Genomic DNA, 24,808 nt, shown 5'->3' on the forward strand with positions numbered 1-24,808 from the left:
AACGAAATATCAGAGGGGAACGCCGCTTTGTCCGCCAACATCGCCGAAATGGAACGTCGCCGCGAAGCTGCCCGGCAGGGAGGCGGGCAGAAGCGCATCGATGCGCAGCACGCCAAGGGCAAACTGACCGCGCGCGAGCGGCTGGACGTGCTGCTGGACGAGGATAGCTTCGAGGAACTGGACGCCTATGTCACGCATGACTGCGTCGATTTTGGCATGGCGGACCAGCAGATCCCGGGTGACGGCGTGGTCACCGGCAGCGGCACGATCAACGGCCGGCTGGTCTATGTGTTCAGCCAGGATTTCACCGTCTTTGGCGGCAGCCTGTCTAAGCGCCACGCGGAAAAGATCCTGAAGGTGATGGACCAGGCGATGAAGGTGGGCGCACCGGTCATCGGCCTCAATGACAGCGGCGGCGCGCGCATCCAGGAAGGCGTCGCCAGCCTTGGCGGCTATGCCGAAGTCTTCCAGCAGAACGTGCTCGCCAGCGGCGTCATCCCGCAGATCAGCCTGATTATGGGCCCCTGCGCGGGCGGCGCGGTGTACAGCCCCGCCATGACGGACTTCATCTTCATGGTGAAGGACAGCTCCTACATGTTCGTGACCGGCCCCGAAGTGGTGAAAACGGTGACGAACGAGGTGGTCACGCAGGAAGAGCTTGGCGGCGCGGTGACGCACTCGACCAAGACCAGCGTGGCGGACCTCGCCTTCGAGAACGATATCGAGACGCTGCTGGCAACGCGCGACTTCTTCGACTTCCTGCCGCTTTCAAACCGGGAAGCCGTGCCGCAGCGCCCGACCAGCGACCCGTGGGACCGCGAGGAGCACAGCCTCGACACGCTGATCCCGGACAATGCCAACCAGCCTTACGACATGCACGAGGTGATCCGTAAGGTGCTGGACGAAGGCGATTTCTTCGAGATTCAGCCGGGCCATGCCGGCAACATCATCTGCGGCTTCGGCCGGGTGGAGGGGCGCACGGTGGGCGTGGTCGCCAACCAGCCGATGGTGCTGGCGGGCGTGCTGGACATCAACAGCTCCAAGAAAGCCGCGCGCTTCGTGCGTTTCTGCGATGCCTTCGATATCCCGATCGTGACCTTCGTGGATTTCCCCGGCTTCCTGCCCGGCACGGCGCAGGAACTGGGCGGCATCATCAAGCACGGGGCCAAGCTGCTCTTCGCCTATGGCGAGGCGACCGTGCCCAAGATCACGATCATCACGCGCAAGGCCTATGGCGGCGCGTATGACGTGATGGCGTCCAAGCACCTTCGCGGCGATCTCAACCTCGCCTGGCCGACGGCGGAGATTGCGGTGATGGGCGCGAAGGGCGCGGTGGAGATCATCTTCCGCCAGGACCGCGACGACCCGGACAAGATCGCCGAGAAAACGAAGGAATACGAAGACCGCTTCGCCAACCCCTTCGTCGCCGCCTCACGCGGCTATATCGACGAGGTGATCTACCCGCATTCCACGCGCCGCCGCATCGCGATGGGCCTGCGGAAGCTGAAGACCAAGCAGCTCGAGAACCCGTGGAAGAAGCATGACAATATCCCGTTGTGAGATAATCGATGGATAGTTTCGATGCTTTCGGCCTGTTCTGGTCTGGTGGCGTGCTTCTGATGATGGTGGTCTCCACCGTATGGGCAATCAACGATCTTAAGAGGGGTTCTGCGCGCCTGAATATGTGGGGTTTCGGCGACCGGGTGGAGCGCGATGAGGAGCCATTTGAATTCTGGTTGGCAGTGGGTTCGAAACTTTTGGCGCTGCCTGCGGGCTGCTTCATGCTTTGGTTCGCGTCGGACATTTTCTGGAGTTAAGAAATGAAACTCGGCCGCCTCAACCACATCGGCATCGCCGTGCCGGATATCGATGCTGCTATCGCGCATTACCGCGATGTGCTGGGCGCTACCGACATTACCGAGCCATTCGACCTTCCGGAGCAGGGTGTACGGGTCTGCTTCGTCAACACGCCTACGCAATCCGGGCCAAACAGCGAACTGCACGGCACGCAGCTGGAACTGCTCGCGCCGCTGGACGAAAATTCGCCCGTGCACGGCTTCATGCAGAAGAACCCGGCGGGCGGGCAGCATCACTTGTGCTTCGAGGTGGAGGATATCGCCGAAGCGCGGACCTATTTCGAGAGCCTCGGCAAGCGGATACTCGGCCCCACGCGCATCGGTGCGCATGGCACGCCGATCTTCTTCCTGCATCCCAAGGACATGCTCGGCCAGCTGACGGAAATCATGGAAACGCCCAAGGAAGACGCGCACTGGTCGAATTAGCGCGGAAATAACCACCCCGCTCGTGCTGAGCCTGTCGAAGCACCGTCCTTCTCTCGGACGCGGGATCAAACGAAAAGCGGTCCTTCGACAAGCTCAGGACGAACGGAAATAGAGGACGCCATGTCAGACCCCGTAACCTATTCGCTGGCCGACAATGTGGCCACCATCACGCTTAACCGCCCGGACCGGCTGAATGCGCTCAGCCCGTCGCTGTTCGAGGCGTGGCATGCCGCGCTGGACAAGGCCGAGGCCGAGGGCGCGCGGGCCGTGGTCCTGACGGGCGAGGGGCGCGCCTTCTGCGCGGGCGCGGACCTGCAGCCGGACGAGGCGAGCAAGCTGGACCCCGACCTGGGCGTCACGATCGACAAATATTACAACCCGATGATCCGCCGTCTTGCCGCGTTGGACATCCCCATCGTCACCGCCGTCAACGGACCGGCCGTGGGCGCAGGAATGGGCTTCGCGTTGGCTGGGGACATCGTGGTGGCGGCGCAGAGCGCCTATTTCCTGCTCGCCTTCGTCAATATCGGGCTGGTGCCGGATGCCGGTGCGACCTGGCTGATTGCCAAGTCCGTCGGGCGGGCGAAGACCATGGAGCTGGCCCTGCTGGGCGACCGTGTCCCCGCCGGTGACGCGCTGGCCATGGGGCTGGTGAACCGCGTGGCGCCGGACGACCAGGTGCTGCCTGTCGCTACCGAAATCGCACGCAAGCTCGCCGCCGGGCCGAGCGTGGCCATCGGCATGATCCGCAAGCAGGTGGACGCAGCGATGGACAGCGATCTGGACACGGTGCTGGAAGCGGAAAAGTCGAACCAGTCCAAGGCGGGCCGGACCAAGGATTTCCGCGAGGCTGTGACCGCCTTCGTCCAGAAACGCGAACCGCAGTTCAAGGGCGAGTAATCGGGGCGAATGATGGCTGACAAGAGCGACTGGGAAGAACGCGCGGCGAAAGAGGTCAAGGGCCGCGACCTGACCTGGCACACGCCGGAAGGCATCGACGTGCAGCCGCTCTACACGGCGGAAGATGCCGAGTGGCTGGACCCCGGCATGCCTGGTTTTGCGCCCTTCACGCGCGGGCCCTATGCCAGCATGTATACCGGCCGCCCGTGGACCATCCGGCAATATGCGGGCTTCTCCACCGCCGAGGAATCGAACGCCTTTTACCGCCGCAACCTCGCCGCCGGGCAGAAGGGTCTCTCGGTCGCTTTCGACCTCGCCACGCACCGCGGATATGACAGCGACCACAGCCGCGTTGTCGGCGATGTCGGCAAGGCAGGCGTCGCCATCGACACCGTGCGCGACATGGAAATCCTGTTCGACCAGATCCCGCTCGACACGATGAGCGTCAGCATGACGATGAACGGCGCGGTGATCCCCGTGCTGGCCTTCTACATCGTCGCGGCGGAGCGGCAGGGGGTGAGCCAGGACAAGCTCGCCGGGACCATCCAGAACGACATCCTGAAGGAGTTCATGGTCCGCAACACCTATATCTATCCGCCCGAACCCAGCATGCGGATCGTCAGCGACATCATCGCCTACACCTCGGCTAACATGCCGAAATTCAACAGCATTTCGATATCCGGCTATCACATGCACGAGGCCGGGGCGACGGCGGTGCAGGAACTCGCCTTCACCATCGCGGATGGCAAGGAATACGCCAAGCGCGCGATGGAAGCGGGGCTGGACATCGACGCCTTCGCGCCGCGCCTGTCCTTCTTCTGGGGCATCGGCATGAACTTCTTCATGGAGATCGCCAAGATGCGCGCGGCGCGTGCGCTGTGGCATGACGTGATGGACGGGCTGGGGGCGCAGAACCCCAAGTCGAAGATGCTGCGTACGCATTGCCAGACGAGCGGTGTCTCGCTGCAGGAGCAGGACCCCTACAACAACGTCATTCGCACCACGATCGAAGCGATGGCAGCAGTGCTGGGCGGCACGCAGTCGCTCCACACCAATGCGTTGGACGAAGCCATCGCGTTGCCGACCGACTTCTCCGCCCGCATTGCGCGCAATACGCAGCTGGTGATCCAGGAGGAGACCGGCATCACCAATGTCGCCGACCCGCTGGGCGGGTCCTACTATATCGAAAGCCTCACCGCCGCGCTGGTGGAGAAGGCAAAGGCCATGCTGGACGAGGTCGAGGCGGCAGGCGGCATGACCGCCTATGTCGCTAGCGGCGCGCCCAAGGCCGCTATCGAAACCGCCGCCGCTGCCAAGCAGGCGAGAGTGGACCGGGGCGAGACCGTCATCGTGGGCGTGAACAAATATCGCCGCGACGAGGAAGACGATATCGACACGCTCGATATCGACAACCACGCCGTGCGCGCCAGCCAGATCGCCCGGCTGGAGAAAGTCCGCGCCGGGCGCGACGAGGCGGCATGTCAGGCGGCCTTGGATGCGCTGCGCGAAGGTGCGCAGCAAGGCATGAGTCCCCGCGCAGGCGGGGACCTCCCTCAGCAAAGCGCCAAGCCGAATGAGACCCCTGCCTCCGCAGGGGTTCACAACCTCCTCGCCCTCGCCGTCGACGCTGCCCGCCACGATGCGACGCTGGGCGAGATCAGCAAGGCGATGGAAGACGCCTTCGGCCGCTACGACACCGTGCCTACTCCCGTACGCGGCGTCTATGCCGCCGCTTACGCAGGCGATCCGCGCTACGAGCAGGTGCTGGACGGGGTGGAAGCCGTGGAGCGCCGCCTAGGCCGCAAGCCGAAGATCATGGTCGCGAAGATGGGCCAGGACGGCCACGACCGCGGCGCCAATGTGATTGCCTCCGCTTTTGCCGACATGGGCTTTGCCGTCGTCAGCGGCCCGCTGTTCCAGACGCCGGAAGAAACGCGCGACATGGCGCTGGCCGAAGACGTGGACGCCATCGGCGCGAGTTCGCTCGCCGCAGGCCACAAGACGCTGATTCCCGAACTGATCGGCCACCTGCGCGAAGCTGGCCGTGCCGATATCAAGGTGGTCGCAGGCGGCGTGATCCCGCCCGCCGATTACGATTTCCTGCGCGAGGCAGGCGTTCAGGGCATTTACGGCCCGGGAAGCAACGTCGTCGAATGCGCGGCGGACGTGCTGCGCCTGCTGGGCCACAACATGCCGCCCGCCGATGGCGATGCGGAGACGGCGGAGTGAGCCCTGCTATCTCTCGTCACCCCGGACTTGATCCGGGGTCCCGCTTTAACTCTGGTGGTGCGCCGGAAGGCAGCGGGACGCCGGATACAGTCCGGCATGACGGATTAATGAAGTCCGTGACGAGAATGCTAATGCGGTCATGCGCGGCGCTTCTTGTATCCGCAGCTTTGTCCATCGCACCCGCTGCCGCCCAAACCCCCATCACCATCGGCGAGACGCACATTCTCGCCTATGCCGATGGCGAGGCGCGGCAGGTGAATGTGTACCTGCCGGAAGGCTATGCGGAGGGTGAAGAGAGATACCCCGTCCTCTACCTCATCGATGGCGGGCTTTCGCAGGACTTCCTGCATGTCACCGGCACGACAGCGCTGGGTGCCTTGTGGGGGCGCTCGCAGCCGGTGATCGTCGTCGGGATCGAGACGAAGGACCGGCGCGCCGAGCTGATCGGGACGAAGGGCAATGCAGAGGAGCGCGAGGCCTTCCCCACCGCCGGGGACAGCGCCGCCTTCCGCACCTGGCTGCGCGATAAGGTGAAGCCGCTGGTCACGCAGACCTATCGTACCAATGGCACCGACGCGGTGATGGGCGAGAGCCTGGCGGGCCTGTTCATCGTCGAGACCTGGCTGGACGAGCCGGCTCTGTTCGACCGCTACGCCGCGATCAATCCCAGCCTGTGGTGGCAGGGCAACGCGCTGGCCGAGCGAGCGCAGGGCGCTGCGCTGCGGGGGCTGGCCCCACCGCCACTCTTCATCACTTATTCCAATGAGGGCCCGGAAACGGAGCGCGGCGTTCGGCTGGTCGCACAGGCGGGCGGCGATGCGGCCTGCCTTGTGCCGACGCCGGACCTGACGCATGCCACTGCGTATCACATCCTGACTCCGCAGGCCCTGCAGTTCCTGTTCCCGACCGACTATGATTTTGACCCCGAGTTGGGCTTCGAGGTGGGATGCGAGCGAGGGAAGGTGTCTGAGTGAGCAAGGACGAACCCTTTCTGCGCGTCTTCCCCGGCAATGCCGCGATTGACGTGATCCATGTCTCCAGAGAAGACGGTCCGCAACTTCGGGCCTGGAAAGCAGATGGGTTCAAGGGCGATGAGCTTTGTGCACCAGACATTTGGTATGAAGAATTCGATCTCTTCCTGCGTCATCTCAATCAATACATTGTCGAAAGCGATGATTGGCAGAACGCTGTCACCGGTGAAGACATCACCTATTTTTCAGCCATCAAACTCTTGACCTCTGACCCACCGAAAGCCGCATAAATGTTCAAAAAAATCCTGATCGCCAATCGTGGTGAAATCGCCTGCCGGGTCATCAAGACGGCGCGGCGCATGGGGATCGAGACCGTCGCGGTCTATTCCGATGCGGATGCCCGTGCGCCCTTCGTGAAGATGGCGGACGAGGCGGTGCATATCGGGCCGCCCCCTGCGGCCGAGAGCTACCTTTTGGCGGACAAGATCATCGAGGCGTGCAAGCAGACCGGCGCCGAAGCGGTGCATCCCGGCTATGGTTTCCTGTCCGAGCGGGCGAGCTTCGTGGAAGCGCTCGCCAAGGAGAACATCGCCTTTATCGGCCCGCCCGCGGGTGCGATCGCGGCGATGGGCGACAAGATCGAATCCAAGAAGTTGGCGCGCGAGGCTGGAGTGAATGTCGTGCCCGGCTTCGTGGGCGAAATCCGCGACACCGAACATGCGGTCGAGATCAGCGCGGACATCGGTTACCCGGTGATGATGAAGGCCAGCGCCGGCGGCGGGGGCAAGGGCATGCGCCTCGCCTATTCCGAAAGGGACGTGCGCGAAGGCTTCGAGGCAACGAAGCGCGAGGGCCTGAACAGCTTCGGCGACGACCGCGTCTTCATCGAGAAGTTCATCGAGGATCCGCGGCATATCGAGATCCAGGTGATCGGCGACAAGCACGGCAATATAGTCTATCTGAACGAGCGCGAATGCAGCATCCAGCGCCGCCACCAGAAGGTGGTGGAGGAAGCGCCTTCGCCTTTCGTCACGCCCAAGATGCGCAAGGCGATGGGCGAGCAGTCCGTCGCGCTGGCCCGCGCGGTGGATTACCATTCCGCCGGAACGATGGAGCTGATTGTCTCCGGCGCGGATACGACCGGGGAGAGTTTCTACTTCCTGGAAATGAACACCCGCTTGCAGGTGGAGCATCCCGTCACCGAAGCCATCACCGGGGTGGACCTAGTCGAACAGATGATCCGCGTCGCCTATGGCGAGAAACTGCCGTTCACGCAGGACGAGATCGGCATCGATGGCTGGGCGATCGAGAACCGCGTCTATGCCGAAGACCCCTATCGCGGCTTCCTGCCCAGCATCGGGCGGCTGGTGCATTACGATCCGCCGGTGGACGGCTGGACCGATGATGGCAGCGCGAACGGACGGCGGGGCATGAACGGCGTGCGCGTTGACGACGGCGTCTATGAAGGCGGCGAAGTGTCGATGTTCTACGACCCGATGATCGCCAAGCTGGTGACCTGGGCCCCTACGCGCGACGAGGCGGCGGACCTGCAGGTGCAGGCGCTCGACGCCTTTCGCATCGAAGGGCTGGGCCACAATGTCGATTTCCTCTCTGCCATCATGCAACACCCCCGCTTCCGCAGCGGCGAGCTGACGACCGGCTTCATTGCGGAAGAATATCCCGATGGCTTCGAAGGCGCGCCGGCGGACGAGCAGCTGACCGCTGTGCTGAGCGCCGTGGCCGGCATCATGGCGACCGCCGATGCGGACCGCGCCCGCCGTATCGACCAGAAGCTGCACGAGGAGATATATGCCCCGGGCGACTGGACCGTGCGCCTTGGCGGCGAGGATCACGACGTGCGGCTGGAGGAAAGTGCCATCACGGTGGACGGCAATCCGGTGGTGCTGGAGATGTCCTACACGCCGGGCGACCGCTTCGTGGATGCGGCGCTGTTTGCACCGGACGGGGATGAGGATGCCCTCCCGCTGGCCGAATACGGCATGCAGGTGCGGCCCACGTATACCGGCTATGCCATCACCACACGCGGTGCCACGCACCAGCTACGTGTGTTGCAGGCCCGCATTGCGCACCTGGCCGATCACATGTTCGAAAAGACCCCGCCGGACCTGTCGCGCATGCTGATCTGCCCGATGCCCGGCCTGCTGGTGAAGCTGCATGTGGCAGAGGGCGAGGACGTCCAGCCCGGCCAGCCGCTCGCCACGGTGGAAGCGATGAAGATGGAAAATATCCTGCGCGCCGAAAAGGAAGGCACCATCGCGAAGATCAACGCCGGCGAAGGCGACAGCCTGGCAGTGGATGAGGTGATCCTGGAGCTGGAATAGGCCCGGGGGTCAGTCGCAATTGCCCTTGCCGTAAGCACGGCAGAACACCTCCACCGCACCGACAACCCGGTCGCGGTCGCGTTCTTCGTCCTGCGGCATGCCGAAGCGCCGATCGATATCGCCCATGCCCTTGCACATGGCGGCGAACTGCTCGGCGGCCAGCATCGTGTCCTCGATCTCCACCTCGCCCGCCTCGTTCATGGCGGCGAGTAGCTCCGAAAAGGCGCGCTTCATGCGGTGCGGGCCGGCCTCCAGGAACGCGGCGCCGATGCCTGGCTCGCGCTCCGTTTCCGATGCCACGCGGCGCTCGAAACTGACCATTTCCGGGCGCGAGAGGAAGGCGGACATGGCCTCGCCAATCGTTGTCAGCTTCTCGCGCAGGCTGGTTCCGCCAACATCATCGATGCTGAAATGTCCGCGTATGCGCTCGCATTCGGCCTCCACCGCTGCGGCAAAAAGCGCGGGCTTGCCGCCGAACTGGTTGTAGATGGTGACCTTGGAAACCTCGGCCGTGGCGGCGACCTGTTCGATGGATGTCGCGGCATAGCCCGAGTCGAAGAAATGCCTGGTCGCTGCGCGGATGATATCGGCCCGCTTGCCCGGATCGGTCGGGCGGCCGAGGCGCGTTTCGCCCTTGGTATCGGCTGGTTTGTCCGCAGGTGTTGACAAAGTGAACGGCTCCGTTCAATTAAACGCTGTCGTTCACTAATGGCCCCTGCAGCTTCGCAGCGCAAGGGTGGCCGGGTTCAGGAGCTTTGCCGATGCAATGGATCGCCATCCGCATGCTCACGGGCGACAAGCAGAAATTTTATGGCCTGGTGTTCGGCATCGCCTTTTCCGCGCTGCTGATCACGCAGCAGCTGACCATCTTCGTCAATCTGATCGAGCGCGGGGCAAGCGGCGTGTTCAACGTGCCATCGGCCGAGGTATGGGTGATGGACGAGGTCAGCCGCACGACGGATGTGAACTATCCCATGCCTGCCACCGCGCTCGACAAGGTGCGCGGCGTGCCCGGCGTCGCATGGGCCGTGCCGCATCTGCGCGCCGGGGCCAGCGTGCGCACCGGCGATGGCGACCTGGAAGGGGTCAGCATCATCGGGGTAGACGATGCCACGCTGATCGGCCTGCCTTCGCGCATGGCGGAAGGCTCCAGCGATGCCCTGTCCATGCCGGACAGCGTCATCATCGACGATGTCGGCGCCACCCGGATGTTCGAAAACGGGCAGGACCCGATTGGCGAGCGGCTGGAGCTGAACGACCAGCGCGCCGTGATCCGCGGCGTGTCCGATGCCATCCCCAGCTTCACCAGCCAGGTAACGCTGTATACAAAGTACAGCCGCGCGCTGAATTACGTGCCCGGCACGCGCAACCGCATGAGCTTCGTGCTGGTGGGCACGGCGGACGGCGTGACGGCAGAAGAGCTTGCCAGCCGTATCGAGGAGCAGACCGGGCTGCGCGCTCGCACGCGCGACCAGTTTGTCAAGGACGGCGTCGATTTCATCATCCAGAACACCGGCATTCCGCTGAACTTCGGCATCACCGTGGTGCTGGGCTTCATCGTCGGCGTGGCCATCGTGGGCTTGACCTTCAGCCTGTTTATCCGCGACAACATCAAGCAGTTCGGCGCGCTGAAAGCCATCGGTGTGACGAACGGCAAGATCCGCAAGATGGTGGCCGGGCAGGCGGGGCTGGTGGGCCTGATCGGATACGGGCTGGGCCTGCTGGGTACAGTCGCCTTCATCTGGGGCTTTTCCGCTGACCCGACATTCAAAGGCTTCTACATCCCGTGGCAGGTGCCGCTAATCAGCCTGCTTGCGGTGGCCATCATCCTGGCGCTGACCGGCTGGCTGGCACTGCGCAACGTCCTGAAGACGGAACCCGCGGCGGTGTTCCGGTGAGCGGGGCCGGCGCAGCCATCGTCACCCGCGGCGTCACGCGCGATTTCAAGGCGGGCCAGCAGACGATCACCGTGCTGCACGGCATCGACACGGAAATCCGTGCGGGCGAGCTGACTTACGTTGTCGGCGAAAGCGGGTCCGGCAAGACGACGCTGATCAGCATCATGTGCGGCATCCTGTGGCCGACCGAGGGCGAGGTCGAGGTCTTCGGCACGGACATCTACAGCCTGTCCGATACCGAGCTGGTGGAGTTCCGGCTGGCGAACATCGGCTTCATCTTCCAGCAGTACAATCTCATCCCCAGCATCGATGCGGCCAGCAATGCGTCCGTCCCGCTGATCGCGCAGGGCATGGACCGGCACGAGGCCCGTGAGCGCGCGGTGGCCATGCTGGAGAAACTCAACATCGGCGACCAGGCAGGCAAGCTGCCAAACCAGCTCTCGGGCGGCCAGCAGCAGCGCGTGGCCATCGCCCGCGCGCTGGTCCACGAACCGCGGCTGGTGGTCTGCGACGAGCCGACCGCCGCGCTGGACGCCAATTCAGGCCGCCGGGTCATGGACCTTCTGCGCGAAGTGGCGGTCGCCGAAGACCGCGCCTGCATCATCGTTACCCACGACAACCGAATATTCGACCTGGCGGACCGTATCCTCGTCCTGGAGGATGGCCGCGTCGAACATGATGGCAAGACCATGCCGGAGGACCATTGATGGCACTGCTACCCGAAGGTTTCAGCTTTTCCCGCAAGGGCCTGCCGATCATCGCGATTGCCGGGCTGGTGGCGGCCGCCCTGTTCATCTGGGCCGGGATGCCGGATCGCAAGCTGGAAGAGCCCGACCGCGAACCCCCGCGCGCCACGGGTGCGCTGGCGAACGAGGCGCGCGTGGCAGGCGCTGGCGTGGTCGAACCCTCCAGCGAGACGATCGAGATCGGCACCGCCATTCCCGGCCTCGTGACGCAGGTCCTGGTGAAACCGGGCGATTACGTGACGCGCGGCCAGCCACTTTTCATCGTCGACACGCGCGCCATCGACAGCCGCGTGCGCGAGGCGCAATCGCAGGTGGGTGAGGCGCAGGCGGCCATCGCCGAGGCCGAGGCCGGCATCGCCGAAGCGCGCGCCGCCGAAGCGACTGCTGCCCGCCAGCTCGACCTCTACCGCAATATCGGTGACCCGGCCGCCGTCAGCCGGTCCGAAGTCATCCGCGCCGAAGGCGATGCGAGCGCCGCGCGCGAACGCCGCCAGCTGGCTCAGGCGCGCGCCTCTGCTGCCCGTGCGCGCTTGCAGAGCGCGCAGGCGCTGGTCTCTTCCGCTCGCACGGAACGCGAGCGGGCGACCGTACGCGCGCCCATTTCCGGCGAGATCCTCGCGGTGAATATCCGCCCCGGCGAATACCTCTCCACACAGGGCGGCGGCGGGAACGCGGAGGCGTTCATCGCGATGGGCGAAACACGTCCGCTGCATATCCGGATCGATATCGACGAGGAGCAGGCCCCGCGCGTCGCTCTGGGAGAGCCTGCGCTTGTCTCTCCGCGAGGAGCGGCCGGGCGGCAGGTGAAAGCGACATTCGTGCGCGCGGAGCCGCAGGTCGTGCCCAAGCGGTCGCTCACCAATTCGGCGTCGGAGCGCGTGGATGTGCGCGTGTTGCAGGTGATCTACGAGTTGCCGCAGACCGATGGCCTGTTCCGCGTGGGTCAGCAGGTCGATGCCTTCATCCCCGCACGTAAGGACAGCGCAGAGTGATCCGGCTCGCCCTTGCCGGCCTGCCCGCACTGGCGCTGGCCGCATGCGTCGCCGCGCCGCCGCCGGAGATCGCCACGCCTGCGCCCGTGTTGCCGGAGAGCTTTGCTTACGCGCCTGATGCGCCGACTGCCGGGGCGCTGGAAGCCTTGCTCCCCTATGGCGATCCGGCCTTTGCCGATATCGCGGCCATCGCCCTGGCGCAGGCGCCGACGCTGGAGGTTGCCCTGGGCCGGATCGAGGTTGCGCGTGCCGGGGCAGCCCGGTCGGGCGCGAACCGCCTGCCGCTCGTCTCTGCCGATGCTTCCGTCACGGCGACGCGCACCAGCCCCGAGCAGTTCGGCGGCGGCCTGCCGCCCGGCGTGACAATCGACACGGAGCGGGTGAGCTACGGCGCGAACCTGTCCGCCGTCTGGGATCCGGACCTGTTCGGCCGGGTGCGGGCGCAGGAGCGCGCGGCGCAGGCGCGGCTGGATGCTGCTACTTTCGAGGCTGTGGGCGTGCGCAACACGCTGCTGGCGGAGATTGCGACCGCCGTGATCGACTGGCGCACCCTGGAAGCGCGGCAGGTCGCCATCGAGAGCGATCTTGGCGCCGCGCAGGAGCTGGTGCGGCTGTCCCGCCTGCGGGAAGAGGCAGGCATTGCGCCCGGTTTCGACCGGGTGAGGGCCGAGGGCGCCGCCGATGCCAGCCGCAGCCGCCTTGCCGCGCTGGAGAGCGAAAAGGCGCGCATTACCGGGCGGCTGGTTACGCTGACGGGACTTCCCGCGCAGCGCATCCTGCCGCTTCTGGCGCAGCCTGCGGGCCTCCCCGCACAGCCCGCTGCGCCTGCTTCCATGCCCAGCCTGCTGCTGGCCAACCGGCCGGACGTGCTGGCGGCGGCTGCCAACCTTGCTGCGGTTGATGCGGACCTTGCCGCCACGGCGGCGCAGCGTTTCCCGCAATTCACCCTGTCGGCGGCGCTGGGCCTGCTGGCCTTCGACCTCGGCAGCCTGTTCGACGAGGATGCGGTGGTGGGATCGGTCGGCGGCAGCCTGCTCGCCCCGATCCTGGATTTCGGGCGCATCCAGGCGGAAATCGACGGCGCGGCGGCGGAGAAGCGCGTGGCCTTTGCGCGCTATCGCAACAGCGTGTTCACCGCGCTGGGCGAGGCGGAGACGGCTTACGGCGTGATTGCCGCCGCGGACCGCGAACTGGCGCTGGCGGAGCGCGAGCTGGCCAGCGCAAGGCGCGCGGCGGAGATCGCCGATACGCGCTACCGCGCCGGCCTGTCCGATTTCCTCACCGTGCTGGAAGCCCGCCGTGTGGCCGAGGCGAGCGCGGAGCGGGCGGTGGCGGCACGCGGACGCTCCGAACGCGCGCGGGTGCTGCTATGGCTGGCGCTGGGCGGCGGGCAGGGCTGAGGGCCGGGCTGAGCGCAGGGCCACAGCTCGCCTGTCTCTCGAAATCGCAGCGGCATGACCGGGGCCATGTTGACTCTGCCATGGTGGTAAAACTACTATGGAACATATAGTGAACAGCAATGCGATTCTCGACCCGCCCGATGCGGACCCCAATGGACCCGATGCGGCCGCTGCGCCGCTGGCAGGCCTCGCCCTGCCTCCCGGGCTGGCGGAGGCCTTTGCCGATTTCCGCGATCTGGGCGTGGCCGGTTTCGCCCTCGCGCAGGTGCCGCGCGGCGGGCGTATTCTCTGGGTGCAGGAACGCATGGCGCAGCTGGAAACGGGCCGTCCCTTCGGCCTTGGCTGCCAACGCTATGGCCACGACCCGGCGCAGCTGGCGCTGGTATGTTCGCGCAATACCGCGCAATTGCTCTGGACGATGGAGGAAGGCCTGAGATGTGCTTCGCTTTCCGCCATTATCGGGGAAGTGTGGGGCAATCCGCGCGCGCTGGATTTTACCGCGACCAAGCGGCTGGCCATGCGCGCCCGGCGGCAGGGTGTGCAGGTCTTCCTGCTGCGCTTCAACGCCTCGCCGGATCTGTCGGCGGCGCGGCAGCGCTGGACGGTGCGCTCCGCCCCCTCCGCGCCCAACCCCTACGATCCTTCCGCGCCGGGCGAACCGTGCTGGCAGGTGGAACTGTTCCGCGGGCGCGACATGCGGCCCGGCCTGTGGGATGCCAGCTATGACCGGGCGGCGCATCGTCTCGATCTGGTTCCCGCATTTCGCGATCCAGCGCTGGCACAGCAGGCGAGGATTCCGCAGCGAGGGGCAGGTCCTTCCTGGTTCGGCGCCCGCCGCGCCGCCAACGAAGGATGATACGCCCGAGCTGCCACTGGTGCTGGCGCGCGAAGGCACGCACGGCCCCGTCGTCCATGCGGTGAACCGCGCCGCCGCGCTGCAGGATATCGGCGTGGGCGCGCGCGTCACGGACATGCGATCGCTGCTGCCCAGCCTGCAGGTAGAGGATGCCGAGGAACAGGCCGACGTGGCCGACCTGGCGCGGCTTTGCGCCTGGGTGCGCCGCTGGTGCCCGTGGAGCCAGGTGGACGGGGCGGACGGGGCGGATGGCCTGCTGCTGGACAGCACCGGCTCCGATCACCTGCACGGCGGGGAGGCGGCGATGGCGCGCGACATGCGCCGGGCGCTGGGCGCTGCGGGCCTGACCGCGCGGGTCGCCATTGCCCCCACCATCGGCGCAGCATGGGCGCTGGCCCGCTATGGCGGCAAGCAGCCTGCCCCCTGCCCGGAGGATGCGATTGCGCGGCAGCTCGCCCCGCTGCCGGTCCACGCGCTGCGGCTGGACGGCCCCACCGTGCTGCTGCTGCGCCGCCTTGGCATCAAGACCGTGGGCGCGCTGGCCGATGTGCCGCGCGATGCGCTGGTGCGCCGTTTCCGCCGGGTGGAGAAGCTGGCGTCCAACCCCGTGCTGCGGCTGGACCAGGCAACGGGCCGCCAGCGCGAGCTGCTCGTCTCCCACGCCCTGCGCCCGCCGATGCGCGCGGCGCGGCGCATGGCGGAACCCTTAGGTGACCTCGCCGGACTGGAACAGGTGCTCGGCGACCTGTGCGGCGATCTGTGCGCCATGCTGGAAAAGGCCGGCAGCGGCGCGCGCGCCGTGGTTTTCACCGCATACCGCGTGGACGGGGAGACGCACGGCGTGGAGGCCCGCACCAGCCGCGCCACGCGCGATGCGGCGCATCTCGCCGCGCTGTTCGATGGCAAGCTGGACGCCATCGACCCCGGCTTCGGGATAGAGGCCGCCACGCTGGAGGCAGTGGACGGCGAAGGCCTGGGCGCGCGCCAGGCCGGGCTGGTGCAGGACGAGGCTGGCCAAGGCGGCGAGGACGGCGAGGACGACATGGCCTTTGCCCGCATGATCGACCGGCTGGTGGCGCGGCTGGGCGAATGGTCCGTCCTGCGCCCGGTGCGCAAGGGCAGCCACTGGCCAGAACGCGGCGAGGTGCTGGTGCCGGTGTCCGGTGCGCAGGAGACTGTACCCCATCCCGCCACCCCCAATTCCCCTCGCCCGCTGCGCCTGTTGCCCAATCCGGAGGAGACGCAGGTAATGCACGCCGTGCCCGATGGCCCGCCCGCGCGCTTTCGCTGGCGGCACCGGATGCACAACATCACGCGCAGTTCCGGTCCGGAACGCATCGCGCCCGAATGGTGGCGCGAGCGGGCGGGCGCGCGGCTGCGCGATTACTACCATGTCGAGGATACGGAGGGCCGCCGCTACTGGTTGTACCGCGAAGGCGTGGCGGGTGACGGGCGCGGCGATGTGACGCGCTGGTTCGTCCACGGGCTGGACGCCTGAGCCCGCCATGCCCGACGCCCCGCTCACCCCGGCCAAGCGGACCATCGCCCCCGATGCCCGCCGCCATCGCCATCCCCCTTCGGCCTATGTCGAGCTGGGTCTGGCGAGCTGTTTCTCCTTCCTGCGCGGCGTGTCGGACGCGGTGGATTATGCCGAGGCGGCGTACCTGATGGGGTATGATGCGCTGGGCGTTGCGGACCGCAATTCCATGGCTGGCCTGGTCCGTCACTGGAGCGAGATGCGCAATGTGGCGCAGCGCCCGCTGGCAGGCTGCCGGCTGGTGACGGCGGCGGACGAGGAGGAGCCGGAACGCGAGTTCCTGGCCTATCCCAGGACGCGCGATGGCTATGGCCGCCTTACCGAAATGCTGTCTGCCTCCAAGATGCATGACCGCGACGGGGTGTGGCAGGACAAGGGCGCCTGTGACCTGACGCTGGACATGGTGGCGCAGGCTGTCGGGCAGCCGGAGCACGAGGTCGTGCTGATCGCCATCCCCCCACCGGACCTCGATAGCTTTGCAGGGGACCTTGCCGCGCTGGTGGAGCGGCTTCCCGCCATCAGCCATATCGCCGCCAGCTGGCTGTATCGCGGGGACGACCGGGCGCGGATCAACCGGTTGGACCGGCTGGCGCGCGGCCACGGCCTGCAGATCGTGACAACCAATGACGTGCTGTATCACGATCCGTCCTGCCGCCCGCTGGCGGACGTGATGGCCTGCATTCGTGAGAAATGCCTGCTGAAGGATGCCGGCACGCTGCTGGAGGCGAATGGCGAGCGGCACCTGAAGAGCCCGCAGGAAATGCAGCGCCTGTTCAGCGCATGGCCGCATGCCATCGCCCAGACGCGCGCCATTGCCGATGCCATCCACTTCGACCTTGGCCAGCTGCGCTACGAATATCCCGAAGCCGACCTGCCCGAAGGCGCATCGCCGGACGATCACCTGAGCGAGCTGGCATGGGCGGGCGCGGCGCGGCGGTATCCGGGCGGCGTACCGGCCAAGGTGGATGCCGCCATCCGGCACGAGCTGGCCCTGATCGCGAAGATGGACATCGCGCGCTATTTCATCACCATTTACGAGATCGTGCAGCACGCCCGCTCCATCGGCATCCTGTGCCAGGGGCGCGGCTCTGCGGCCAACAGCGCGGTCTGCTACTGCCTGGAAATCACCGCCGTGGACCCGGCGACAACCGAGCTGCTGTTCGAACGCTTCATTTCCGAAGAACGGCGCGAGCCGCCCGATATCGATGTCGATTTCGAGCATGAGCGGCGCGAGGAGGTGATCCAGCACATCTACAACCGCTATGGCCGCGACAAGGCGGGCCTGTGCGCCACCATCGTGCATTACCGCCCGCGCATGGCGATCCGCGAAGTGGGCAAGGTGATGGGCCTGTCCGAAGATGTGACCAGCGCCATCGCGGGCACGGTGTGGGGCAGCTGGGGGACGGAGGTCGATTACCACCGGCTGGAGGAGGAAGCCGGGCTGAACCTGTCCGACCCGCACCTGCGGCGCGTGCTGAAACTGGCCAACCAGCTGATCGGCAAGCCGCGCCACCTGGGCCAGCATGTCGGCGGCTTCATCCTGACCAAGAGCCCGCTGACGCAGGTCGTGCCGATCGGCAATGGCGCCATGCCGGAACGCAGTTTCATCGAATGGGACAAGGACGATATCGAGGCGCTGGGGATCATGAAGATCGATATCCTCGCGCTCGGCATGCTGACCTGCATCCGCAAGTGCTTCGACCTGCTGCAGGCCCATTGCGGCGAGACGCATACGCTGGCGAGTATCGAGCAGGAGGACCAGGCGGTCTACGCCATGCTGCAGAAGGGGGATTCGCTGGGTGTTTTCCAGGTGGAAAGCCGCGCGCAGATGAACATGCTGCCGCGCCTGCGGCCCAAGACCTTCTACGACCTTGTCATCCAGGTGGCGATCGTGCGGCCCGGCCCCATCCAGGGGGACATGGTCCACCCCTACCTGAAACGGCGCAAAGGGCGGGAGAAACCCTTCTACCCCGAGCCTGCGCCCGAACACGGCCCGCCGGACGAATTGCGCAATATCCTGGAGCGGACGCTGGGCGTGCCGATCTTCCAGGAACAGGCGATGAAGATCGCCATGGTGGCCGCCCGCTTCACCCCGCAGGAGGCGAACCAGTTGCGCAAAGCCATGGCCACTTTCCGCAGCCGGGGCGGGGTGACGGCGCATAAGGACAAGCTGGTCGGCCGCATGGTGAAGCGCGGATACGATCCGGAGTTCTCGGAACGCTGCTTCAGCCAGATCGAGGGGTTCGGCGAATACGGCTTTCCAGAAAGCCACGCCGCCAGCTTTGCGCACATTGTCTACGTCTCCAGCTGGATCAAGCATTATCACCCGGCGATCTTCGCCTGCGGCCTGCTGAATTCGCAGCCCATGGGCTTTTACGCCCCGGCGCAGATCGTGCGCTGCGCGCGCGAGCACGGGGTGAAGGTGCTGGCGCCGGACGTGAACCTGTCGGACTGGGATAATACCGTGGAATGGCAGGTGGTGGGCGGGCAGCGCCAGCTGGTGCTGCGGCTGGGCCTGCGCCAGGTGGACGGGCTGGCAGAGGCAGACATGGCGCGCCTGCTGGCGCATCGCGGCACGCCCTATACGGACGTGGAGTCGCTGCGCACCCGCGCGCGGCTGGGCACGCGGCCGATCCAGCTGCTGGCCGCTGCCGATGCCTTCCGCTCCATGGGCAAGGACCGGCGCGCCGCGCTGTGGGATGCCCGCGCGCTGAAGAACGCGCCGGACCTGCCGCTGTTCACCCATGCCGAGGAGCGCGACGAGGGGGAGGACACGCCCGTCCTGCTGCCTGCCATGCCGCTGAGCGAGCATGTGGTGGCCGATTACCAGACCACGCGCCTGTCGCTGAAGGCACACCCCATGGCCTTTTTGCGAGAGCATTATGCCGGGCGCGGATATACCCCCGCATCCGCCCTGCGATCCTGCCGGTTCAACCAGGCGGTGCGCGTGTCCGGCATGGTGCTGATCCGCCAGCGGCCGGGCAGCGCCAAGGGCGTATGCTTCATCACGCTGGAGGACGAGACAGGCGTCGCCAACCTCGTCATCTGGCCGGATGTGATGGAGGCGCATCGCAAGATCGTGATGGGCGCGCGGCTGATGGCGGTGGAAGGCACGGTGCAGATGGACGAGGACGTGATCCATGTCGTCGCGGCCCGCATCCATGACGAGACGGCATCGCTCTCCATGCTGTCGGACGACATGCTGAAGCCGGACATGGCGCGCGCCGACCATGTGAAAAGCCCGCTGTCCTGCACGCTGGGCGCGCATATCGTGCGCCACCCGCGCGATGTGTCCGTGATCCCGAAATCGCGGGATTTCCATTGATGCGCCCGGGGAACGCGGCCGAGACTCGCAAAAACCCTGTGCGACACCAGCAGGCTGTTGTATGTTTGCCGCTGAACGCACCTGCGCACTATGCTGTTGAAAAGACACGCAGAATGCGGATAATCCAGGGCGCCATGGCTTTGGAGGGAATCGGTGCACTGGCTGGAAACGGCAAAGCCGTCCGTTTTGCGCCTGAAAAGCGCCTTCGAACGCAGCAATGTCTCGCTGACGCTGGCGGACATGACGCTGCCGGATTCCCCGCTTATTGCAATCAACGAACCGTTCCGGCGAATGACGGGATATGATCCGCAGCAGGCGCTGGGCCGCAATTGCCGCTTCCTCCAGCCGGCGGGCGGCGCGGGGCCGGTACGGGCGCGCATCCGCAGCTTCATGAAGGACGAAGCGCAGGAGGAAGGCCGCTTTATCGTGCCCAATGTGTCGCGCGGTGGCAGGCCCTTCCTCAATCTCGTCTACATTTCCAAGATGCGGATCGACGGAAGGTTTACCTTCGCGCTCGGCTCGCAATTCGACATCACGGGCAAGGACAAGCGCATGGCCGATATTTACGATACGGCACTGAGGCAGGACGTTCTCAGCCTCGGCAAGCTTGCAGGAGAATATGGGATCGTCATGCTGGGCACATACGATTCGCTGGCCTCCAGCCATTCCATCATCGCGCGCAACCGGATTACATCGCAAGAGGACCACCTATGAGCATCCCTGCAACCACTGTTCCGGTCGTGGGTGTCGGGGCTTCGGCCGGCGGGCTGGAAGCCCTGCGCGAGGTATTCCAGGCCTATTCCGAGGATACGGGCCTGGCATTCGTGGTCGTGCCGCACCTCGATCCGACACATGAGTCGCTGATGGCGCAGCTGATCGAGCGTTACACGAAGATGGATGTGCGCCAGGCGGAAGGCGGGGAGGAGCTGAAGGCCGACAGCGTTTACGTGATCCCGCCCGGTCACGGCCTCGCCATCGAGGATGGCATATTGGTCCTGACCGAATTTTCCGATCCGCGCGGGCAGCGCAGGCCGATCGACGACTTCTTCGAAAGCCTGGCCACAGCCTGCGAGGACATGGCCGCTTGCGTTATCCTTTCGGGCACGGGCGCGGATGGCAGCCGCGGCCTGCGCGCCATCAAGGAAAACGGCGGCCTCGCCATTGCGCAGGATCCCGCCACAGCGCGCTATGACGGGATGCCCGTCTCCGCCATCAGCACCGGCCTCGTCGACATCGTGGCAGAGCCGGCCAGCATCATCGAGACATTGCGCGATTTCTTCAGCCGTTCGGGACAATCGAACAGGGTCAATGAAGCCGCAGCGGTCACCGACCATATCGACGACCTGTGCGAAGTCCTTCGCGAGGCGGTGGGCCATGACTTCTCGCGCTACAAACGTACGACGATGACCCGCCGTGTCGCGCGGCGCATGCAGGTCCTCTCGATCGACAATGCGGCGGATTACGTCGCGCGCATCCGTTCCGACGAGGACGAATGCCGGGCGCTGTTCCAGGACCTGCTGATCAACGTGACGCAGTTCTTTCGTGACGAAGACGAATTCGGTGCGCTGCAAAAGCAGGCGATCGAAAAGCTTGTGACAGAAGCGCGCGACGGACAGGAAATCCGCATCTGGGTGGCCGGGGCATCCAGCGGAGAAGAGGCCTACACCATCGCCATCCTGTTCGCCGAGGCCATGCGGCAGCAGGAGAAGCGGCCCTACATACAGATTTTTGCGACCGACATCGATGACAAGATGCTCGATATCGCCCGCAGCGCGACATATCCGCTTTCCGCGCTGGCGGACATCCCGGTCGAATACCAGCACCGCTACGTCATCGGTAACCCCGACACTTTCAGCATGGTGCCGCAGATCCGCGACATGGTGCGCTTCAGCCTGCATAACCTCGTACGCGATCCGCCCTTTTCGAAGATCAGCCTGGTGTCCTGCCGAAACCTGCTGATCTATTTCGACGATGTGCTGCAGAAGCAGGTGCTGCCCCTGTTCCACTTCGCGCTGCGCGACAGCGGCTACCTGTTCCTGGGCACGTCCGAAGGTATCGGCCGGTTCGAGGACCTGTTCGATACGGTGGACCAGCGCGCCAAGATTTTCCGCCGCAAGAATGTGAAAAGCCAGTACTCGCTGCAGATCGGCCACCAGACCACGCCGGTCTATGCCCGCCGCCGCCAGCGCGTAAGTGCCAGTGCTGAACAGGAGGACATCCCCTCAGGTTCGACGGAAATTGCCGCGCTTCGCCGGGTTGCGGAACGTTACGCCCCGGTCAGTTTTCTGGTCGATGAGGAAGGCCTGCTGCTGCAGAAATGGGGCGCTGCCGGCAAGTTCCTGGAATTCCCCGATCGAAACGAGCGCAACCTGCACGTACCGACGCTGGCAAGGCCGGGCCTTCGTGAAGCCGTGGGCCCGCTGCTGCGCAAGACGGTGGAAGGGCAGAACCGAACGGTCTCGCGCGGGCTGGAGATCACGACCGAATTCGGGAAGATCGAGGTTTCGGTTCTGTGCGAACCGGTCGATTCCGGCGGATACCTCATCGTCATCAAGGAGACCGGCCAGCTGGAACCCTTCGATGTCGACGAGGCGGACGAATTCGATCCGGGTGAGGGGCAATTGCAGTTCCTGGAAGAGGAGCTGCAGAACACGCGTTACCGCTTGCGTTCCACGGTGGAGGAGCTGGAGACCACGAACGAGGAGCTTAAGAGCTCCAACGAAGAAATGATGTCGATGAACGAGGAGCTCCAGTCCACCAACGAGGAGCTGACGACCGTCAATGACGAGCTGAAGACCAAGGTCGACCAGGTCACCGTGGCCAATGCGGACATCAAGAACTTCTTCGATACGACCGAACTGATCGTGCTGGTGGTCGATGCCGAGATGAACCTGCGCAGCTTCACCGATGCAGCGATGGATGTCTTCCCGATCGACAAGCGCGATATCGGCCGTCCGCTGAGCGACTTGCCGACCAAGCTGGACAGCAACGATTACCTCATGGCGGCCATGACGGCAGCATCCGACGGGCAGACCACGCAATATCGCACCGCTGCGACCGATGGGGATTCGGACTATATTGCCCGCATCATCCCTTATCGCCGCATGGACGGGACGATCGAAGGCGCCACACTGGTATTTACCGACGTGACGGAGGCCCTGCGGCTGGAACGGGAGCTGCGCGAGGAACGCGAACGCCTGCGCCTGGCCCTCGAAGTCGCCAAGGTCGGTATCTGGGAATACGAACCGTCCTCCGACATCACGGTGCTGGATGCGACAGAGCGGTCGCTGCTGGACCTGGGTGAGGATGAGGGCGACCGGATGGAGCCGATCCTTGCCCGGATGTCCGGCGAAGACCGCGACCGGATCAATGCCGCCCTGCGGCGCGCGATGGACGGCACGATGGACTTCGACGAGACCTTCCGCATCCCCTTGCGCGAAGGCGGGCACCGCTGGCTGCATGGTCTGGGGCGCCGCATTATCAATGGCGATACCAGGAAGTTCATCGGCGTGACTTATGACATCACGGCCGAGCGGCAGCTGCTTGAAGAACGCGAGCTGCTGCTGCGCGAGATGAACCACCGGGTGAAGAACCTGTTCGCGATCATCGCGGCGATGGTGATGCTGGTTCGCCGCGAGTCCACCGACCTCGATGAATTCGCCGAGGCGCTGCGCTCTCGCATCTATGCGCTTGGCCGCTCGCATGCGCTGACGTCCAATTCGCAGCTGACCAGCGATAGCGTGTCGCTGCGCGACCTGGTGATGACAGTCCTGGAGCCATCGATGGGTGAGCAGGATGTCACCGTCGACGGGCCCGAGGTGGAGATCCCGGTAAAGCGGCTCACCTCGGTCGCCATGATCCTTTACGAATGGACCACCAATGCGACGAAATACGGCGCCCTGTCGCTCCCGTCTGGCAAGCTGGCGATTGGCTGGACGCACGAGGGCGAGGAGCTGGAGCTAAGCTGGCGCGAGACCGGCGGGGAGGGCGCTGGCGGCAGCGATTCCGGCTTCGGTACCAAGCTGGTCGAAGTGACGACCCGGCAGCTGAATGGTGAAGTCAGCGGTAAGAAGACCAAGCAGGGCTTCAAGCGTAGCCTGAAGTTCGCGCTTTAGGTCTTCGCCTGCGTGGTGGCGGCTTCGATTGCCGTCACCAGCTTCGCGCATTCGACCGGCTTTTCCAGCCGCGGCCATCCGGCAAATTCATCGCGCAGCTGCTCATGATGCAGGTTCGCGCTTACAAATACGAGTGCGATTCCCTGCCCGGCGAGCTCGCGGGCCAGGGGCCACACGGTCTCGTTACCGACGTTGATGTCGAGCACGGCGACTTCGGGCTTTTCGCTCTTTAGCAGGCGGCGTGCGTCGCCAAGCGACAGCGCCTCGCCCGTCACGCGGTATCCTGCCACCTCCAGCGCCATCGACAGATCCATCAGGATCAGCGCCTCGTCTTCAACGACAAGGACCTTTCGCGACTGGCCTGCGCAGGTGATGGGCTGGACCTCCATCTTGATAGTGTTCAGTGCTGAAAGCATAGGGATTCCGTCGTGTTATCGGGGTAAAAGCCCGAGTAACCGTGATGTTCCCGCAAAAGAGTGCCCTGCTGCGCAAGGCGGCAATCCCGATCCGCTGCAACCCGTCAGCCAGGTTCGCTGCCGCATGGTCCCATATATCTTACCGCGGCGTTCCATTGCACGACCGCGTAGCCGCCATCGCCAGCTGCATGGATCTCGGTCACCTCACCCTCACCCGGCCGGTTCGTGGGGGAGGCGATGTGGAAAGTGTCACCGAGCGGGCCGCTGCAAACACTGCCTGATCGGCCCTCGCCGTTCTCCATCGCATGGACACGCAGCTCGCATTCGGAGCCTGCAAGATTCTGGAAGACTGCGGCCGTGTCGCCGCTGAGATCCTTTTCTGACAAACAGATCTCGACCGGAACGCGGCCTAGTTTTGCATAATAGGCCTCCGCCACCTGCCGGTTTGCTGCCGACATGCCTTCGAAGCGGATCTCGCCGATCTCCGATTCGACGATGTAACGACCGGGCCGCTCGAACAGGCTGGTGATCGGGATGGCGTCATCCGGCAAGGGCGCAAGCATGGCCTCCTCGAACGCCTGCTCGGCCGGCTTTGCCGTCGGGTCCTCCCCTTGGCAGCCGCACAGAAGCAGCGCCGCCGCAGCCAGCCCCAAGGCTTCGCGCCTTCGTGATTTGCCTTGCATGAGAGCCAGCGGCTTCCTCCCTGACGTGTGAGCCGTCCGAATGGATTTTTGGTCCGGCATTACCGGACACCTTGGATTTCCCAGTCACAAATGCCAAGCGGCGAGGAACGGGAATT

20 protein-coding genes are annotated in these 24,808 nt (G+C 65.3%); 17 read left to right on the forward strand and 3 right to left on the reverse strand.

What is annotated here, in order from left to right; all coding sequences use genetic code 11:
- Positions 1-27 precede the first annotated feature (27 nt).
- The 8 genes from A6F65_RS03515 (at position 28) to A6F65_RS03550 (ending at position 8,724) form a co-directional block, all read left to right on the forward strand.
- Positions 28-1,560, forward strand: coding sequence for an acyl-CoA carboxylase subunit beta (locus A6F65_RS03515; protein ID WP_067786033.1), 1,533 nt, complete (start codon positions 28-30; stop codon positions 1,558-1,560).
- A gap of 8 nt (positions 1,561-1,568) precedes the next feature.
- Complete coding sequence (locus A6F65_RS03520; protein ID WP_067786035.1) at positions 1,569-1,817, forward strand: hypothetical protein; 249 nt, start codon at positions 1,569-1,571, stop codon at positions 1,815-1,817.
- Between the two features lie 3 nt (positions 1,818-1,820).
- Complete coding sequence (mce, locus tag A6F65_RS03525; protein WP_067786037.1) at positions 1,821-2,282, forward strand: methylmalonyl-CoA epimerase; 462 nt, start codon at positions 1,821-1,823, stop codon at positions 2,280-2,282.
- Positions 2,283-2,402: 120 nt separating this feature from the next.
- A complete protein-coding gene (locus tag A6F65_RS03530; protein WP_067786041.1) occupies positions 2,403-3,182 on the forward strand; it encodes an enoyl-CoA hydratase-related protein in 780 nt (259 codons plus the stop codon).
- 12 nt (positions 3,183-3,194) lie between these two features.
- Positions 3,195-5,411, forward strand: coding sequence for a methylmalonyl-CoA mutase (scpA, locus tag A6F65_RS03535; protein ID WP_067789918.1), 2,217 nt, complete (start codon positions 3,195-3,197; stop codon positions 5,409-5,411).
- A gap of 167 nt (positions 5,412-5,578) precedes the next feature.
- Positions 5,579-6,385 (forward strand): alpha/beta hydrolase, encoded by an 807-nt coding sequence (locus A6F65_RS03540; RefSeq protein ID WP_237164877.1) that lies wholly within the window; start codon positions 5,579-5,581, stop codon positions 6,383-6,385.
- Positions 6,382-6,672: a hypothetical protein gene (locus A6F65_RS03545; protein WP_067786046.1), complete on the forward strand. Its 291-nt coding sequence runs from the start codon at positions 6,382-6,384 to the stop codon at positions 6,670-6,672. The genes A6F65_RS03540 and A6F65_RS03545 overlap by 4 nt, the downstream gene beginning before the upstream one ends.
- A complete protein-coding gene (locus tag A6F65_RS03550; protein WP_067786050.1) occupies positions 6,673-8,724 on the forward strand; it encodes an acetyl-CoA carboxylase biotin carboxylase subunit in 2,052 nt (683 codons plus the stop codon).
- Between the two features lie 9 nt (positions 8,725-8,733).
- Here A6F65_RS03550 and A6F65_RS03555 read toward each other — a convergent pair whose 3' ends face one another.
- Complete coding sequence (locus tag A6F65_RS03555) at positions 8,734-9,393, reverse strand: TetR/AcrR family transcriptional regulator (protein WP_067786052.1); 660 nt, start codon at positions 9,391-9,393, stop codon at positions 8,734-8,736.
- A gap of 92 nt (positions 9,394-9,485) precedes the next feature.
- Between A6F65_RS03555 and A6F65_RS03560 the strand changes: the two genes are divergently transcribed.
- The 9 genes from A6F65_RS03560 (at position 9,486) to A6F65_RS03595 (ending at position 23,593) form a co-directional block, all read left to right on the forward strand.
- Positions 9,486-10,622: an ABC transporter permease gene (locus tag A6F65_RS03560; RefSeq protein ID WP_067786054.1), complete on the forward strand. Its 1,137-nt coding sequence runs from the start codon at positions 9,486-9,488 to the stop codon at positions 10,620-10,622.
- A complete protein-coding gene (locus A6F65_RS03565) occupies positions 10,619-11,329 on the forward strand; it encodes an ABC transporter ATP-binding protein (protein ID WP_067786056.1) in 711 nt (236 codons plus the stop codon). The genes A6F65_RS03560 and A6F65_RS03565 overlap by 4 nt, the downstream gene beginning before the upstream one ends.
- A complete protein-coding gene (locus A6F65_RS03570) occupies positions 11,329-12,360 on the forward strand; it encodes an efflux RND transporter periplasmic adaptor subunit (RefSeq protein WP_067786058.1) in 1,032 nt (343 codons plus the stop codon). The genes A6F65_RS03565 and A6F65_RS03570 overlap by 1 nt, the downstream gene beginning before the upstream one ends.
- Positions 12,357-13,760, forward strand: a complete 1,404-nt coding sequence (locus A6F65_RS03575) for an efflux transporter outer membrane subunit (RefSeq protein WP_067786060.1) — start codon at positions 12,357-12,359, stop codon at positions 13,758-13,760. The genes A6F65_RS03570 and A6F65_RS03575 overlap by 4 nt, the downstream gene beginning before the upstream one ends.
- 109 nt (positions 13,761-13,869) lie before the next feature.
- Complete coding sequence (locus A6F65_RS13165) at positions 13,870-14,616, forward strand: ImuA family protein (protein ID WP_237164878.1); 747 nt, start codon at positions 13,870-13,872, stop codon at positions 14,614-14,616.
- Positions 14,617-14,635: 19 nt separating this feature from the next.
- Positions 14,636-16,114, forward strand: a complete 1,479-nt coding sequence (locus tag A6F65_RS03580; RefSeq protein WP_257784267.1) for a Y-family DNA polymerase — start codon at positions 14,636-14,638, stop codon at positions 16,112-16,114.
- A gap of 7 nt (positions 16,115-16,121) precedes the next feature.
- Complete coding sequence (locus A6F65_RS03585) at positions 16,122-19,478, forward strand: error-prone DNA polymerase (protein ID WP_067786064.1); 3,357 nt, start codon at positions 16,122-16,124, stop codon at positions 19,476-19,478.
- A gap of 153 nt (positions 19,479-19,631) precedes the next feature.
- Positions 19,632-20,192: a PAS domain-containing protein gene (locus A6F65_RS03590; RefSeq protein ID WP_067786070.1), complete on the forward strand. Its 561-nt coding sequence runs from the start codon at positions 19,632-19,634 to the stop codon at positions 20,190-20,192.
- Positions 20,189-23,593 carry a chemotaxis protein CheB gene (locus A6F65_RS03595; protein ID WP_067786072.1) on the forward strand — a complete coding sequence of 1,135 codons (3,405 nt, stop codon included), beginning with the start codon at positions 20,189-20,191 and terminating at the stop codon, positions 23,591-23,593. Before A6F65_RS03590 ends, A6F65_RS03595 begins: the two co-directional genes overlap by 4 nt.
- On the opposite strand, the gene A6F65_RS03600 is transcribed toward A6F65_RS03595, so the two are convergent.
- Entirely contained in the window at positions 23,590-24,009 is a 420-nt protein-coding gene (locus tag A6F65_RS03600) for a response regulator (RefSeq protein WP_083989189.1), read from the reverse strand. The genes A6F65_RS03595 and A6F65_RS03600 overlap by 4 nt on opposite strands.
- 104 nt (positions 24,010-24,113) lie before the next feature.
- Complete coding sequence (locus A6F65_RS03605) at positions 24,114-24,752, reverse strand: DUF3617 family protein (protein WP_157093039.1); 639 nt, start codon at positions 24,750-24,752, stop codon at positions 24,114-24,116.
- Positions 24,753-24,808 lie beyond the last annotated feature (56 nt).

The organism is Paraurantiacibacter namhicola (assembly GCF_001687545.1).
In the GTDB taxonomy this organism is placed as follows: domain Bacteria; phylum Pseudomonadota; class Alphaproteobacteria; order Sphingomonadales; family Sphingomonadaceae; genus Paraurantiacibacter; species Paraurantiacibacter namhicola.

Excerpts from the sequence above, each read along its gene's own strand:
- A6F65_RS03600 (WP_083989189.1), bottom strand. The coding sequence starts at position 24,009 with ATGCTTTCAGCACTGAACACTATCAAGATGGAGGTCCAGCCCATCACC.
- mce (WP_067786037.1), top strand. The coding sequence starts at position 1,821 with ATGAAACTCGGCCGCCTCAACCACATCGGCATCGCCGTGCCGGATATC.
- A6F65_RS03585 (WP_067786064.1), top strand. The coding sequence starts at position 16,122 with ATGCCCGACGCCCCGCTCACCCCGGCCAAGCGGACCATCGCCCCCGAT.
- A6F65_RS03560 (WP_067786054.1), top strand. The coding sequence starts at position 9,486 with ATGCAATGGATCGCCATCCGCATGCTCACGGGCGACAAGCAGAAATTT.
- A6F65_RS03530 (WP_067786041.1), top strand. The coding sequence starts at position 2,403 with ATGTCAGACCCCGTAACCTATTCGCTGGCCGACAATGTGGCCACCATC.
- scpA (WP_067789918.1), top strand. The coding sequence starts at position 3,195 with ATGGCTGACAAGAGCGACTGGGAAGAACGCGCGGCGAAAGAGGTCAAG.
- A6F65_RS03570 (WP_067786058.1), top strand. The coding sequence starts at position 11,329 with ATGGCACTGCTACCCGAAGGTTTCAGCTTTTCCCGCAAGGGCCTGCCG.
- A6F65_RS03550 (WP_067786050.1), top strand. The coding sequence starts at position 6,673 with ATGTTCAAAAAAATCCTGATCGCCAATCGTGGTGAAATCGCCTGCCGG.
- A6F65_RS03605 (WP_157093039.1), bottom strand. The coding sequence starts at position 24,752 with ATGCCGGACCAAAAATCCATTCGGACGGCTCACACGTCAGGGAGGAAG.
- A6F65_RS03520 (WP_067786035.1), top strand. The coding sequence starts at position 1,569 with ATGGATAGTTTCGATGCTTTCGGCCTGTTCTGGTCTGGTGGCGTGCTT.
- A6F65_RS03595 (WP_067786072.1), top strand. The coding sequence starts at position 20,189 with ATGAGCATCCCTGCAACCACTGTTCCGGTCGTGGGTGTCGGGGCTTCG.